Below are 13,651 nucleotides of genomic sequence, written 5' to 3'. Positions count from 1 at the left end.
CGTCCACACCATTGCCTGTCTCTGCGGACGTTCATTGCGTGCCATGGCTTGGTTTCGGCTGTTTCGAGGTGGGCTGCCTGAGTGGGGCATAGACCGGGCTGTAGCAACGACCCATCCATTCGTACTGACCTTCATCGCACGGAGGGCTCACGCCTGCGACCTGAACCCAGCACCCATCGTTGATGGTCATTTCACCCCTCCGCCGACATTGGCCGGTGCTATCGGGTCGACGCTGCCCGGGAAGAGGCTTGGGAGGTACGTCCAGGCTGATGCCGAACCATTCTTGAGGAAGCTCGGTCTCCTTCATGTGCGAGGTGAGGACCTCCTGGGCTAACTCCACGGTGCCGCCATCACTACTACCTCCGTCTGGTCTTTCGGTCTGTGCAACGGCGGGCGCTTCCTCCTCAGGGAGTGGCCCAGGCGCTTCCTGTCGCGTTCCCAGCATGAGCACCAGCACGGCAATGCCCGCGCCCAGCCAGGGCATCCACATCCAGCCATGAGCCGGCGGATGGGCACGCTGGGAGGAAGCCAGAGCCTGTGCAAGCTCCTCTGCCTCTCGTCGCGCCGCCGCTGCCTTTTCGGCAGCGACTTGCTGCTGGGCCACGACTCTCTCCTCTGGGCGCGGCACGTGAGCGGACAGTTGCGGCTGCCGGAGAAACAGCGGCTGGTCCGCGTTGGGACCCGCGCACTCGACTTCCTCCTCCAACAATCCAGCCAGCTCCCGAGCCGTGCCTCGGGCCTCGGGACGCACCGAGAGCATGCGCAGGATGAGGGCGCTCAGCTGGGGATCCACTCTCGAGTTGAGTGTCCAAGGAGTACGGGGGCTGGCTCCGTCCACGTACCAGAGGCGAGAGTGGGTATCGCCTGGATCCGTGGCGGGCGGGTACTCGTTGGTGACGAGTCGATAAGCGGTGACGCCCAGAGCAAAGAGGTCATCCGCTGGGTTGGCCGGGTAGTGCGCGGTGCGCAGATGGTTGAACTCGATGGCGAAGCGCCAGGCCTCGGGACTGCGGTATGCGGCAGTCCCCGGAGGCAGCGGCTCGAAGGTGAGCAGTGATGCTCCCGTGTGGTGGCTGGAGCCGAAGTCCATGAGGCAGGCCTGGCCATCGGCCCGCACCAGCAGGTTGTCTCCCTTTACGTCGCGGTGGACTCCGCCGGCCGCATGGGTGGCCTGGAGCGCGCGAGCCACCTGGGCCAGCACCCGCATGGCCTGGCGCGAGGAGGGGTTGCTGGTGGCGGCCCAGTCGTAGAGCGATGAGCCCTCTACCCATTGCATGACGAGGTAGGGGTAGATGTGTCCCGTATGCTCCCACTGGCCGTGCGCCAGCAATGCCGGCACGTGAGGGTGCTCGAGGCGCGACAGCAGCGTCACCTCTCGCTCGAAGCGGGGATCCAGTGGGGTGAGCGCCAGCTTGAGGGCTACGGGCTCGGACTGGGGCGAGTCGATGCGGACGGCGCGGTAGACGGCGCCATAGGTGCCCCGGCCGCGCCACTTGAGGATGCGCCAGTTATTCACTCGGGTGCCCGGAGGCAGGGAAGCCGGATGCAGCTCAGGTGCGCGCGAAAGGTCCATCCGATGCCTCGCGGTGAGGGGAGTGGCCACCTCGGCCGCGCACAGCCTACCTCATGAGTAGGCAGGGATCAGCACCATCCATGAGGTTGCCTGTCTGCCAGCCAATGCGCTGGCTTCAGGGGCAGTTCGTCTCAGTGTTCGCCATGGAGCGGTGCTGGGTTGTCGGACAGGGGCTGCCTGGGACTGTCCACCACGGGGTAGTAGCAAGCTCCCCCCCAGGCATAGCCATCTTCCTCGCAAGGAGGCTTCTCATTGGCGAGCTCGACCCAACATCCGCCATTGATGGCGATCTCTCGTTGCCGACGGCACTTGCCTGTCATGTCCGGCCGACGCTGCCCAGGTAGCGGCCCTCGGGGGATGTCCAGGGTGAGTCCGGGCCAATCTCGAGGGATGGAGAACTCCTTGATGGGAGCGGTGAGCGCCGCGGGTGCCAGCTCCACGGTGCCTCCGTCCTCCAACTCTCCGGCGAGACCGGGGCGCTCGGATGGGTACGCAATCGCGGGCCTGTCCTCCAGTCGCGGCGCAAGCGCCTGCCACCACAGGCAGAGCACCAGCAGCAGCACGATGGCGATGCCAGCCCCCAGCCACGGTAGCCACACCAGCCCTGGTGCAGGTGGCTCGTGTTGCTCGGGGGCGGCTGCGGCCCACACGAGCGTTTCGCTCTCCCTCTGCGTGGGTGGCACCGGAGGGGAAGGCTGCCCGGCAAACAGGGGCTGGTCCGCTTGAGGACCCGCGGACTCAGCCTCCTGCTCCAACAATCCCGCCAGCTCCCGGGCCGTGCCTCGGAACGCAGGGCGCACCGCGAGCATGCGCAGGATGAGCGTGCTCAGCTGGGGATCCACCCTCGGGTTGAGCCGCCAGGGCGCACGGGGGCCGGCGCTGTCCAGGTACCAGAGGCGGGCGCTGTGCTCTCCCGGATCCGTGGTGGGGGGATACTCCTCGGTGACGAGCCGATAGGCGGTGACGCCCAGGGCGAACAGATCATCCGCCGGGTTGGCCGGGTAGTGCGCGGTGCGCAGGTGGCTGGACTCGATGGAGAATCGCCACGCTTCAGGGCTGCGGTAGGTCGGAGTGCCCGGCGGCAGCGGCTCGAAGGTGAGCAGCGAGGCCCCCGCGTAGTGACCCGAGCCGAAGTCCATGAGACAGGCCTGGCCATCGGCCCGCACCAGCAGGTTGTCTCCCTTCACATCCCGGTGAACGCCCCCCACCGCATGGGTGGCCTGGAGCGCTCGCGCCACCTGGGCCAGCACCCGCATGGCCTGGCGCGAGGTGGGGTTATGCGTGGCGGCCCAATCGTAGAGGGGCGAGCCCTCCACCCACTGCATGACGAGGTAAGGGTAGAGGCGCCCCTCGTGTTCCCACCGGCCATGCGCCAGCACTGCCGGCACGTGGGGGTGTTTGAGACGCGACAGAAGGGTTACCTCGCGCGAGAAGCGAGGATCCAGCGGGGTGAGAGCCAGCTTCAGAGCGACGGGCTCGCCGTGAGGCAGATCCGCGCGGACTGCGCGGTAGACGGCGCCGGAAGTGCCCCGGCCGCGCCAGTCGAGAATGCGCCAGTGGCCCACCCGCGTGCCCGCGGGAAGAGACGCCGGATGCAGCTCGCATGCGCTCGGAAGGTCCATCCCCCGCGCAGCCTACTCCATGAGTAGGTACGGATCAGCCCTCTCTTTCAAGTCACCTTCCCGGCGAGCGCTCCGGCTGTCGGATGGGCTCAGTCCGGCGCGGCCACGGGCTCGGCGAGCAGCGCCGCTCCGATGGCGCCGGACAGCTCTCCCAGCTCCAGCAGGCGCAAGGCAGGAGGCCGCTGGGAGACGAAGAGGTGGGGCTGCATCGCGTGGCTGAGGCGCTCGAGGTAGGGCTGCCCCAGGCGACTCCCCAGTCCTCCTCCGATGATCACCGCCTCCACGTCGAGCAGGTTCACCGCCGACGCGATGCCCGCGCCCAGCATCCGGATCGCCCGATGGATGAGCCGCTCGGCCAGCGCGTCCTCCTCCTTGAGCGCGCGGGCCCACACGCCGCTGGTGAGCCGGTCCTTGCCCTTGGCCTCCATCAGCTCGAACAGGCGCGTCTTCTGTCCCAGCTCGACGGCCCTGCGCGCCTTGCGCTCCAGGGCCCCGCGCCCGGCATACGCCTCCAGGCACCCCTTGCGCCCGCACGAGCAGCGGGCCCCTCCGCGCCGCACCACGATGTGGCCGATCTCCCCGGCCGCGCCGCGCCCCGTCCATCGCCGCCCGTCGAGGATGATTCCTCCGCCCACCCGTGCCCCACCACACCCCCAGCAGCGAGCGGTACCCACGCCCCGCGCCCAGGCGGGCCTCGGCCGCCACCGCCACCTGCACGTCATTGCCAAGGAACACCGGCACCTTCGTCCGCTTCGAGAGCGCCTCGGCCAGCGGGTAGGGCCCCGTCCACCCGGGCAGGTTCCCCGCCTGCAGCAGCGTGCCCGAGGCCGCATCCACCGCGCCCGGCGCGCCCACCCCCACGCCCGTGAGCGCCGAGGGCTCCACGTTCAGCGGCCGCGCCGCCTCCTCTAATGTGGCGTACAGCTCCGCGACGATGGCCGGCGGCCCACCCGCCTTCGGGGTGACGCGGCGAGCCTGGCTGAGCACCTGGCCTCGCGCGTCCAGCAGCACCGCCTGGATCTTCGTTCCGCCGAGATCCAGCCCTCCGAGGATCTGCCTTCCATTGCTCCGGGCCGCTTGCGTCATCGGGTGCTCCTCCGGACCTCTCCGCACTCGGAGGACCCCAGTACACCTGGGATTCCGATGGAAACCCTAGAGGTTTCAGCCGCTTGGCGCTTTTGAAACGAGCGTGTATGCCGTTTTTCGCAGTCCTGCGTCCTCATTTCCCAGAAGCAGCTCGGGAGGAAAGGGTTGAGGGAAACCGCCGCCATGAACGAGACGTCAATCGGGACACGCGCTAGCGCCGTGCTCGACTTCGACGCGCTCGTCGAGGGCCAGCAGGCAGCGCTCCTGGGCCTCGCTCGGCGGCTCATCTGGGATCCGGAGGAGGCGAGGGACCTCGTCCAGTCCTCTCTCGCGGATGCCTACGAGAAGCGCCACACCCTGCGAGATCCCCAGGCGGGGCCTGCCTGGCTGCGGCGCATCCTCGTGTCCCGGGCCATGAGCCTGCTGCGTCGCCGGCGGGTGTGGCATGTGTTGCGCGAGGTGTTGGACCTGGGCCCCGAGCCTCCGCCCTCGCCGGAGGAGTCCTTCGCCGGGGCCGAGCGCTGGCGGGCCCTGGGGCGCGAACTGCGGAAGCTCCCCCCGCAGCAGGCTGCTGCCTTCTCCCTCCGCTACCTGGAGGGGCTCGACCTCGACGCCGTCGCCGAGGCCATGGGCATCGGGCGGGGGACCGTTCGCGTCCACCTCCACCGGGCGCTCCAGAAGCTCAAGGCTGTCGATGCGCTGGTGATGAAAGGAGAAATGCCATGACCTGCCACGATGTCGCCGCGGCGATCGTGGACGAAGGGTTGCCGCGTCCCGTGGGCTTCCAGGCCCACCTGGACCAGTGCCCGCGGTGCCGTGAGCTCGCACGCCTGCATGCCTCCGCCTCGAAGCTGAGGCTGGCCAGCCCTCCCGCCCTGGCGCCCATCCCGCGCCAGGCCGTGCTGGGCGAGGTGCGGCGCCGACACCACCGCCGCCGTGCCCTCGCCGGCGTCGCCGTGACGGGAGCGGTCGCCGCCGTGGCCCTGCTCGTCATGCCTCCACGAGTGCAGCCGGTACCTGCCTCCGAGATGGTCACCCAGGCGGAGCTCGTCTCCGAAGTGGAGCCGGCCTCGATCGGCCTGCTGATCGACGAGGTCGAGAGCTACACGCGGCGCAACCCGAGCGTTCGGGACGAGACCTACGCGCCCTTTGGAGCGCTCGCCCTCTGGGTCCGCCCGCCAGACACCGTCGCCCTGGAGGATCGCCCCTTCCGGACGGCCATCGCCCCCCTTCACGCTTCACCCACACAGGAGCCCGCACGATGACCCTGAAAGCCATGTTGTCCCTCGGACTCACCGGGGCGCTGTTCGCCCTCCCCGCCGCCGCCCAGCCGCGTGAGGACGTCGTCATCCAGCGCCACTCGGGCCATCTCCCCCCGGTTCCGCCGATGCCGCCGATGCCGCCCGTGCCCCCCGTACCGCCCGTGATGGTGGCGCTGCCGCCACCGGCCTATGGCATCCCTCCGCATCTGGTGCAGAAGCTCGGGCTGTCGAAGGAGCTCAACCAGCGAATCCAGGATCTCACCTTCGCGGCGAACGACCAGCTCATCACCCTGGAGGCGGATCTGAAGCGCGCCCAGCTCGAGCTGGACAAGCTGCTGCGCTCGGCCAACGCGAGCGAGAACGCCGTGATGCAGCAGGTGGAGGCGGTGGGGCGCGCGGAGACGGCCGTGCGCAGGAACCGCATCGGGCTGATGCTGCAGATCAAGCAGCAGCTGGGCCCGGACAACTGGCAGAAGCTCGAGGCCGAGCTGGGCGAGGTCCGGCGCGAGGTCCACATCCGGCACTTCCAGGGGCCCGATGAGGCGCCGCCGCCCCCGCGCGGCGAGAAGAAGTAGCGCCTGCTACTTCGGCAGCGCCGTCTTCCCCATCTTGAGCACGAGCTTGAATTGCTCGGCGGTGACGGACGCCACGCTGAGCCGGCTGCGGGTGAGCAGCTGGAAGTCCTTCAGCGCGGGGGTCTTCTTGATCGTCCCGAGCTCCACGGGCTGCTGGAAGGCGACCACGGGCCCCACGCTCACCGCGGCCCAGTCCTCTCCCGGCGCGGTGGGGTCCTCTCCCGGCGCGGTGAGCACCTGGGCCACGCCCACCACGGCCTTGCCCACGTTCGAGTGGTAGTAGAGGCACAGGTCTCCGGGCTTCATGGCCCGGAGGTTGTTGCGCGCCTCGAAGCTGCGCACCCCCGTCCACTCCGTCTTCCGATCCTTCTCGAGCTGGGAGTACGGATAGACGGAGGGCTCGCTCTTGATCAGCCAGTACTGGGTCTTCGCCATGGCGGCGCACTCTACCTATACAGTAGGCAGAGGCGAGCGCGGCGTGCGCCTCAGGCGGCGTGGGTGCGTCGGGCGAGCTCGCCATCCACCGCCGCGTCCTCGATGCCCAGCTTTCGCTCCAGCGTCTGCTCCAGGTAGAGCACCTGGTCCTTCTCGGTCAGGCCGCTGAGCAGCTTCACCTTGCGGCCCTCACGGTCCAGCGCGAGCAGGTCGTAGCTGTACGTCGTGGAGCCCTTGTTCGTCCTGGCCACCTCTTCCCCGTAGAGCTGGGTGAGCTGGCGTCCCGGCAGATCCTGGTTGCCTCGCCAGGGCAGGGGGCCGTGGCGGATGGTGAGCTGGTCGCGGTTCACCTCGATGCGGGTGCGGTTCACGAAGCCCGTCAGCGTGGAGTAGGTGAGCCCCACGCCCACGGCCACGTGCGCGATGGGGAAGAGGATCATGATGATCGGCTTGTCCTCCATGTTGAGCGCGATGCCGTACCAGACCACCAGGAAGCCGTCCCACGCGATGCAGAAGAAGGCCAGGAAGAGGTGGGTGAGGGGGTTGAACCACCGCCAGGAAATCCGCGTGGTGGGGCCATCCTCTTCGACCCGGAAGTTCGAGGGGAGCGCGACCTTGGGCCGCAGTGGAAGCTTCTCCGGGCGCTGGGCGCTCAGCCCTCGCGCCTTGCGCCCGGACAAGTCATAGACCGCGTTGCACGCGTGGCACTTGGCCACCGCGAGGTCCAGGCGCACGTCCTCCGCACGCAAGGGGGAGTGGCAGACTTCACAGGACAGCTGCATGGCGCGGGGACTCCGGCGGGAGAGTCCCCGAAGTCTACCGGAACCCCGCGCCGAGCGCAGGGAGGGGGGCTCAGGTGACGTGGGTCTTCAGGAAGACGCGCAGCGCCTCCGCCACGCTCCACGCCTGGGCGATGCAGCCGCGCGGCCGGTAGGGCTCGGTGGCGTCGAAGATCTCGCTGATCTGCCCCACGCCCGCGTGCTCCAGGTGGTGCTCCAGGCCCTGCAGCAGCGCGCGCGCCGCCTTGATGTCCGGGTTCACCTTCAGCGTCGCGTCGATGTAGTGCCCGATCAGCCAGCCCCACACCGTGCCCTGGTGGTACGCCGCGTCGCGCGCCCTCAGGTCTCCATCATAGTTGGCTTTGTAGTCCTGCTGCCCCGGCGCCAGGCTGCGCAGGCCCACCGGCGTCAGCAGATCCCGGCGCACCACCTCCACCACCGCCTCCCACCGCTCCCGCCGCAGCACCGGGTAGCGCAGCGAGATGGCGAAGACCTGGTTGGGCCGGATGGCCGGATCGTCTCGCCCGTTCTCTCCATCCACCACGTCGAACAGGCAGTGGGTGGCTGGGTTCCAGAAGCGCTTGTTGAAGCTGCCGTACACCCGCTCGGCGGCTCCCATGTACGGGTTCGGATCCTTGCCCAGCCGCTCGGCCCAGGTGGCCATCAGCCGCAGCGCGTTGAACCACAGCGCGTTGATCTCCACCGCCTTGCCGCGCCGGGGCGTCACCACCCAGCCGTCCACCTTGGCGTCCATCCAGGTGAGCTGGTAGCCCTCCTGGCCCTGACGCAGCAGCCCATCCGCCGGATCCACGCCGATGTTGAAGCGTGTGCCCTTCTGGTGGTGCTCCACGATGCTCGCCAGCGTGGGGAACATGTCCCGCAGCAGCTCCTCGTCACCCGTCGTCTCCAGGTACCGGTCCACCGCGTGGAAGAACCACATGGTGGCGTCGGCCGTGTGGTACACGCCCTCGTTCTCCCCGTCCGGGAAGTAGTTGGGGATGAGCCCGTTCTTCACGTAGTGCTGGAAGGTGCGCAGGATGGCCGCCGCCTCCCGGTAGCGCCCGGTACACAGCGCCAGGCCCTCGTGGGAGATCATCGTGTCCCGGCCCCAGTCCGTGAACCAGTGGTAGCCGGCGATGACGCTGCGCGCGTCCTGTCCGATGGAGCGCGCCCAGGCGTCGTCCGCGGGGCGCGTCGGGTCGATGATGAACTGGTCGGCCGCCAGCACCAGCCGCGCCGGCACTCCCCAGTGCGCCTCCTCCGGCGCGCGGTTGAGCAGCTTGCGCTCGCGCTCCCGCTCCAGCGCGAAGGTCTGCGCGACATCCCGATCCAGCAGCCACCAGTCGTCGGTCGTCACGCCCAGCGCCAGGGTCTGCTCGGGCCCCACCGTACACTCGAAGTAGCCGGGGCTGTGCTGGATCTCGGTGTGGTCGTACCCGCGCGCCCGCTCCGTGCGGTAGAGCTGCGCCTGCGACGTCTGGCTCAGGCCCACGAAGGGCGCGGCGCAGGCCGAGTGGACGCGCATCCGCATTGGCGGCGCGTCGGACGAGGCCTGGATCTCCAGCCGCGTGCCCTGGATTCGGACGATGGGCTCGAGGGACTCCTGGGGAATGGGCAGATCATGCGGGCGCACCACGGGGAAGGGGCGCAGGCGCAGGCTGACCTCCGGCCCCGACAGGTGCTCCCACATCACGAAGAGCGTGTTCTCCCCATGCACCATCATCAGCTTGCGGCGCAGCCGCGCGGGGCCCAGCTCGTATTCCCAGCTGGGGATCAACCCGTCCAGGGAGAAGCTCCGCAGCACCGCCACGCCGTCCTGGTGGCTCTGGCCGTCAGCGTGCTCCTCGGCGCCCAGCAGGTATGTCTGGCCGGCCACGCGGGCCTCTTCCACCAGACGGGCGAGCAGCACGGTGCGCCCGCGCTTCGGAAGGCTCGGGATGAAGAGGCCGTGGTAGCGGCGGGTGTTGCAGCCGGCCACGGTGCCGGAGGCGTAGCCCCCGCGCCCGTTGGTCACCAGCCATTCCCGGCCGATGACTTCGGAGAACTCCGGGCCACCAGGCCACTCGAAGCCCAGGCGGGGCAGGGTAGGGGAAGGATCCACGACTGAGGTCACGCTGTCTTCTCCTCGGTGCTCGTGAGTACGAGGGCTGTCTGTCCGGGAATGCGCACCCGCCCCTCACCGGGAAGTGCGGGTGTGCCCATACCGCCGTAGCGGGAGTGCTCTGAAGACAGCAGGAGCCGCCAGATCTTTCCCGGCTCTGGTGCCAGCAGGGGTTCCGGGCAGGGCTCCAAGTCCAACCCCGTGCCCAGGTTGAAGAGCAGCAGGCGGTCGCCCCCCTGCCCGCTGCCGAAGTAGCGCAGCACCAGGGCGTGCGGGCCGAGCACCGCCCCAGCGAGCTTGCTCGGCTCCTGCGCCGCGAACACCGGATCCTCCCGGCGCAGCCGCAGCAGATCCGCGTGCAGCGCCCGGGCTTCCGAATGCGCATCCCACTCGGACCAGTTCAGCTTGGAGGCGCGGAAGGCCTCTTCCCCGATGGGCGCCTCGTAGCCCTCCTGCTGGAGCGCCTGACAGGCGCTCGGGAACTGGCAAAGGAAGTCGTTGCGACCCTTCTGGACGAGCTTCTGCAGCTCCGACTTGTGGTCCACGAAGTAGAGGAAGGGGGAGGAGGCGAAGAACTCCTGCCCCATGAAGAGCATGGGCGTCTGAGGCAGTAGCAGGAGCAGCGTCGTCAACGCGCGCGCTCGGGCCGCCCCGGCAATCTGATGGAGCCGCTGGCCCCGGAGCATGTTGGCGAGCTGATCGTGGTTCTGCAGGTAGAAGACGACCTGCTCGGGCGGCGTGCGCAGCAGCGGCGAGCCCCGGCGCTTCTTTTGCCACTGGTAATACTGCCCTTGGTACAGCGAGTTGCGCAGCGCGCAGGACAGCAACTCCTGCGCACTGCCGCAGTAGTCCATCAGGTACGCCTCGGAGCGGCCCACCGCCGCCACCCGCGCCGTGTGGTGGAAGTCGTCCACCCACAGCCCGTCGGCTCCGTTGCCGCCTCGCTCGGGCGGGGTGACCATGCGCACGTCTTGCGGTTCGTTCTCGGCGATGAGGAGGATCTTCCGGCGCCCGGCCGCCGCGCGGGTCTTCTCCACAAGCTCCTTCACGATGTTCGTGGGCGACGCGTCGTAGAGGCTCTGCGTCGCGTCCAGCCGCAGCCCGTCGAAGTGGTACTCGGCGATCCAGAGACAGGCGTTCTGGGCGAAGAAGTCCCGCGAGGGCCCCGCCGCCTCGCCATCATCGAAGTTGGTGGGGTCGCCCCATTCGTTGGGGTACTTCGGGTTGAAGTAGCCCTGGGAGTACTGGGCCAGGTAGTTCCCGTCCGGGCCCAGGTGGTTGTAGACGACGTCCAGGATGATGCCGAGCCCCAGCCGGTGGGCCGCGTCCACCAGGCGCCGCAGATCATCCGGCTCGCCGTACACCGCGCACGGGGCGAAGAGCGTCGTCCCGTCGTAGCCCCAGTTGTAGCGGCCGGGGAAGGTGTGCAGGGGCATCAGCTCCAGCACGGTGATGCCCAGCTCCTTGAGCAGGGGCAGCTTCGCCGCGGCGGCCGCGTAGGTCCCCTCCGGCGTGAAGGTGCCCAGGTGCAGCTCGTAGAAGACCTGGCCCTTCATCGAGGACAGGCCACGCCAGTCCTTGTCCGCCCAGGCGTAGCGCCCGGGATCGATGACGCGCGAGGGCCCATGAGGTCCCTCCGGTTGGAAGCGCGAGCAGGGATCCGGGAAGGTGTCGCCCCCATCCAGCCGGTACTTGTAGAGCGCTCCCGCGGGGACGGGGTGCGTGCCCTCGAAGTAACCGCCCGCGGTTCGTTCGAGAGGCAGGTAGCGCAGCCCTCCCGGCTCATGCAGGCAGACGTCTACGGTGCGGCGCCGAGGGGCCCAGACTCGAAAGTGGCTGCGCCCATCCGCGAGAGGTTGGGCGCCCAGGGTGAGTTGGAAGTGTGTCGTGGAAGCCAAAGCAGACCCCTCCGAGTCACGACTGGCAGTGAGGAACTTGGGGGCGCCCGGGGTTGACGTGAAGCATGGAGGGACAGCCGCGCGGACCGCTCGATGGACTGCCTGCTTCCCTCCTGGAAACCGGTCCTGGCGCCTCTCCTGAATTTTCTCTGCATGATTTTCCCGCTCGCCGGCTCCCTTTATTTCGAGGGGACTTTGCCGCACCCCACGAAAGCACCCCTCCAGTGAAGCGGTACGACCGTTCCATCCTGCAAGAGAGGTTGTTCACATGGGATTCATCCGTGGTTGTCGAAATCTGGCCCTGGCTGTCTTCATGGTCTCGCTGGCCCAGGCCTGCGGTCCGATGCCCGAGGAGACCTCGGTCGAGGCGTCGCGCAGCGCGACGTTCGAACTGGCGCTCTCGGTGAATGACAAGGTCCAGACCGCGAGCATCGAGGTCTCGCCCGAGGCGCGGCGCGCGCTCGGGGCGCTCCATCAGATGAAGAGCGGTGGCCAGAAGAGCACCGGTGCGGCGCCCATCCAGAGCCTCGTCCAGGAGCGGATCCAGCGCGAGATCAACGCGGGGAAGCTCCCGGCGGCCGAGGGTGCGAAGCCCCAGATCTCCGTCAAGGCGCAGTTCGAGGCCGCTCCGGCTCGCGAGGGGACGTTGAACGCCGATCCCTGCCTCATCCCCGGGACCATCGGCCTCTGGTACACCTACGTGTACACCACCCCGACGAGCTGCAGCTATTACGATGTGGTCGATTACTACGATGGCTTCTACAACCAGTGCGATAACTCGTACATCCTGATGACCTACCTGGGCTCGGCGATCTACGGCCCCTACTCGTGCGGCTGAGATGAATCGACGGAGGTCTGGTCCACCAGACCTCCGTTTGCCGTTTGGCGTTGAGCCCGGCCAACTCCAGTGCCGTCACCCATTCGCTGTAAGGGGGAGACGGGTGGGCACTGGGGGTGCGCCGCGTGCTCGTTCCGGGGGAGTGCGGTTCAGGCTCGGGGTTCCACCCGAGGACCTGCCGCATGTCCTTCCCCTGGCCCCGGAGCATCGGGAAGGCCGCTCGGTAGGCTGTCTGCCCTCCGAAGGGGGGCCGGCAGCCGCCAGGCCCCGGCCCGCCCGTAACATTTGCTCTCAGGGGCCTGTACTTCCTACCTCTCCAGCGAGGGCGTGACTCACGCCTCCTTGGCGAGGCCGCTGGGCGGGGCCGACAGCTTGCCCTGCAGCACCGCGCTGCCCGCGTAGAGGCTCACGCCCACCAGCCCCAGCACCGCGGCCTCCGAGAGAGGGCCGAGCACCGTGCCCAGCACCGCCATTGCTCCGCCGCCCGTCATGAACGCCGCCACCATCGCCACCGCCGCCTTCCTCATCGAACGCTCACCCCTCTATATGCGGGCACCTCGCCCGCCATTGATCGTGCCTCTCTCCTCTTCAATCCGCATGCCGTGCCGAGGGACGAGGTGCGGGCACCCGAGGTGCTCCGCGTGGGCAAACCTTTTCCCAAGCTGACGCCGGATCGGCAAAAAGCGCCGGAATGATCGGGCGTCACGTGCCGGAAATTTTTCCTGAACCCGGGGGCTGAACTGCCCAGGGCACCGCGCAACCCACCGCGATCCAATGGTTTTCCTCTTCCGGGAGGCGTGGCACGCCGGCTGCTATGGCAACCCCGCCAATGGCATGTCGCTCCCAGGCGCTCGCAGAGCAAGGGAGCAAGTGGAAGCCACACCAAATGGAGGAGAAGCGAACGATGAGCAAGACGCGGGCGAGGTTCTGGGCGGTGGTGGGCGTGCTGCTCCTGGCGGGGTGTGCTCACAAGCCGGTGGCGAAGGTGGACAACTCGGATCAGCCGTATCGGATTGGTCGCGAGGACGTGCTGGATGTCGCGGTGTGGCGGGATGGAGACCTGTCTCGCACCCTGCCGGTGCGCCCCGACGGCTACATCTCCATGCCGATGACGGGCGACGTGCTGGCCGCGGGCAAGACGCCCACGGAGCTGGCCGAGGAGATCAAGGAGCGCCTCAAGCCGTACGTTCAGGAGCCGCGCGTGACGGTCATCGTCCGCGAGGTGAACAGCACGCGGATCTTCGTCACCGGTGAGGTGACCAATCCGGGCGCCTATCCGCTGCGAGGGCGCGTCTCGCTGGTGCAGGCCATCGCGCTGGCGGGCGGCTTCACGGACTTCGCCAACGCCAACCGCATCGTCGTCATCCGCAATGACGGCAACGGTGGGCAGATCCCCGTGCGCTACAGCGATCTCATCTCGCCGGATGGGGGCCAGGACGTCGTGCTGCGCCCGGGCGACACCATCGTCGTGCCGTGAGGCGA

Annotated in this window: 12 protein-coding genes and 1 pseudogene; 5 read left to right on the top strand and 8 right to left on the bottom strand. The window is 68.6% G+C overall.

What is annotated here, in order from left to right; all coding sequences use genetic code 11:
* Positions 1 to 31: 31 nt before the first annotated feature.
* The 3 genes and pseudogenes from SYV04_RS30470 to SYV04_RS30460 all read right to left on the bottom strand — a co-directional run bounded on the left by SYV04_RS30470 (position 32) and on the right by SYV04_RS30460 (position 4,281).
* On the bottom strand, positions 32 to 1,573 hold the full coding sequence (locus tag SYV04_RS30470; RefSeq protein WP_321549472.1) for a serine/threonine protein kinase: 1,542 nt from the start codon (positions 1,571 to 1,573) through the stop codon (positions 32 to 34).
* Positions 1,574 to 1,704: 131 nt separating this feature from the next.
* A complete protein-coding gene (locus SYV04_RS30465) occupies positions 1,705 to 3,195 on the bottom strand; it encodes a serine/threonine-protein kinase (RefSeq protein ID WP_321549471.1) in 1,491 nt (496 codons plus the stop codon).
* Positions 3,196 to 3,284: 89 nt separating this feature from the next.
* Positions 3,285 to 4,281: pseudogene (locus SYV04_RS30460) on the bottom strand (ROK family protein).
* Between the two features lie 183 nt (positions 4,282 to 4,464).
* On the opposite strand from SYV04_RS30460, the gene SYV04_RS30455 reads away from it, so the two are divergent.
* Genes SYV04_RS30455 through SYV04_RS30445 form a run of 3 tightly spaced genes read left to right on the top strand, consistent with a single transcriptional unit; the run spans position 4,465 to position 6,118 of the window.
* Positions 4,465 to 5,007, top strand: a complete 543-nt coding sequence (locus tag SYV04_RS30455) for an RNA polymerase sigma factor (RefSeq protein ID WP_321549470.1) — start codon at positions 4,465 to 4,467, stop codon at positions 5,005 to 5,007.
* Positions 5,004 to 5,546, top strand: coding sequence for a hypothetical protein (locus SYV04_RS30450; protein ID WP_321549469.1), 543 nt, complete (start codon positions 5,004 to 5,006; stop codon positions 5,544 to 5,546). Before SYV04_RS30455 ends, SYV04_RS30450 begins: the two co-directional genes overlap by 4 nt.
* Positions 5,543 to 6,118, top strand: a complete 576-nt coding sequence (locus SYV04_RS30445; protein WP_321549468.1) for a hypothetical protein — start codon at positions 5,543 to 5,545, stop codon at positions 6,116 to 6,118. The genes SYV04_RS30450 and SYV04_RS30445 overlap by 4 nt, the downstream gene beginning before the upstream one ends.
* 6 nt (positions 6,119 to 6,124) lie before the next feature.
* Here the strand turns inward: SYV04_RS30445 and SYV04_RS30440 are convergent, their stop codons facing one another.
* The 4 genes from SYV04_RS30440 to treZ form a co-directional block, all read right to left on the bottom strand.
* Positions 6,125 to 6,553, bottom strand: a complete 429-nt coding sequence (locus SYV04_RS30440; RefSeq protein WP_321549467.1) for an EVE domain-containing protein — start codon at positions 6,551 to 6,553, stop codon at positions 6,125 to 6,127.
* 50 nt (positions 6,554 to 6,603) lie between these two features.
* On the bottom strand, positions 6,604 to 7,335 hold the full coding sequence (locus SYV04_RS30435) for a hypothetical protein (RefSeq protein WP_321549466.1): 732 nt from the start codon (positions 7,333 to 7,335) through the stop codon (positions 6,604 to 6,606).
* A 70-nt stretch (positions 7,336 to 7,405) separates the two neighbouring features.
* Positions 7,406 to 9,445, bottom strand: coding sequence for an amylo-alpha-1,6-glucosidase (locus SYV04_RS30430; RefSeq protein ID WP_321549465.1), 2,040 nt, complete (start codon positions 9,443 to 9,445; stop codon positions 7,406 to 7,408).
* Entirely contained in the window at positions 9,442 to 11,331 is a 1,890-nt protein-coding gene (treZ, locus tag SYV04_RS30425; protein WP_321549464.1) for a malto-oligosyltrehalose trehalohydrolase, read from the bottom strand. The genes SYV04_RS30430 and treZ overlap by 4 nt, the downstream gene beginning before the upstream one ends.
* Before the next feature lie 268 nt (positions 11,332 to 11,599).
* On the opposite strand from treZ, the gene SYV04_RS30420 reads away from it, so the two are divergent.
* Positions 11,600 to 12,169 (top strand): hypothetical protein, encoded by a 570-nt coding sequence (locus SYV04_RS30420; protein ID WP_321549463.1) that lies wholly within the window; start codon positions 11,600 to 11,602, stop codon positions 12,167 to 12,169.
* A gap of 332 nt (positions 12,170 to 12,501) precedes the next feature.
* Here SYV04_RS30420 and SYV04_RS30415 read toward each other — a convergent pair whose 3' ends face one another.
* Positions 12,502 to 12,696 (bottom strand): hypothetical protein, encoded by a 195-nt coding sequence (locus tag SYV04_RS30415; RefSeq protein WP_321549462.1) that lies wholly within the window; start codon positions 12,694 to 12,696, stop codon positions 12,502 to 12,504.
* A gap of 377 nt (positions 12,697 to 13,073) precedes the next feature.
* Between SYV04_RS30415 and SYV04_RS30410 the strand changes: the two genes are divergently transcribed.
* Positions 13,074 to 13,646 (top strand): polysaccharide biosynthesis/export family protein, encoded by a 573-nt coding sequence (locus tag SYV04_RS30410; RefSeq protein WP_321549461.1) that lies wholly within the window; start codon positions 13,074 to 13,076, stop codon positions 13,644 to 13,646.
* The last annotated feature ends 5 nt before the right edge of the window (positions 13,647 to 13,651 follow it).

Origin of the sequence: Hyalangium ruber, assembly GCF_034259325.1 — a bacterium.
GTDB classification, from domain to species: domain Bacteria; phylum Myxococcota; class Myxococcia; order Myxococcales; family Myxococcaceae; genus Hyalangium_A; species Hyalangium_A rubrum.
Note: the sequence above shows the minus strand (reverse complement) of the source record. Positions and strands in the feature narration are given on the sequence as shown.